This is a genomic window from Motilimonas pumila (genome assembly GCF_003596335.1).
GTDB lineage: Bacteria > Pseudomonadota > Gammaproteobacteria > Enterobacterales > CBDFNC01 > Motilimonas > Motilimonas pumila.
In genome coordinates this window covers 1-548 of sequence record NZ_QZCH01000167.1, presented here as the reverse complement: position 1 = coordinate 548, position 548 = coordinate 1, and the positions used below count along the sequence as shown (strand labels likewise).

The following is a 548-nucleotide window of genomic DNA, read 5'->3' as shown; positions in this document are numbered from 1 at the left end:
CGGAATGGAACGGAATGGAATGGAATGGAATGGAATGGAATGGAATGGAATGGAATGGAATGGAATGGAATGGTACGGAATAGAATGGAATGGAACGAATTGTAATGGAATGGAATTGAATGGAATGGAATGGAATGGAATGGAATCAACGCGAGTGCAGGGGAATGTAATGGAACGGAATGCAATGGAATGGAATCATCCGGAATGGAATGGAATGGAATGGAATGGAATCAACCCGAGTGCAATGGAATGGAGTGGAATGGAATGGAATGGAATGGAACAACCCGAATGGAATGGAATGTAATGGAGAGTAAGGGAGTTGAATAGAATCAATCCGAATGTAATGGAATGGAATGGAACGGAATGGAATGGAATGGAATGGAATGGAATGCAATGGAATGGAATCATCCGGAATGGAATGGAATGGAATGGAATCAACTCCATTGCATGGAATGGAATGGAATGGAATGGAATAGAATGGAATGGAATTAACCCGAATAGAATGGAATGCAATAGAATGGAATGCAACGGAACCGAATGGAGTGGAA

The 548-nt window shown here is 41.8% G+C and carries 2 protein-coding genes; both read left to right on the top strand.

All coding sequences use genetic code 11. The features are described 5' to 3' along the window. On the top strand, nt 1-304 hold a 304-nt coding region (locus tag D1Z90_RS22265), incomplete at its 5' end, for a hypothetical protein (RefSeq protein WP_232525351.1). A gap of 15 nt (nt 305-319) precedes the next feature. Then, a partial coding sequence (locus tag D1Z90_RS22260; protein WP_232525349.1) for a hypothetical protein occupies nt 320-548 on the top strand: 229 nt, incomplete at its 3' end.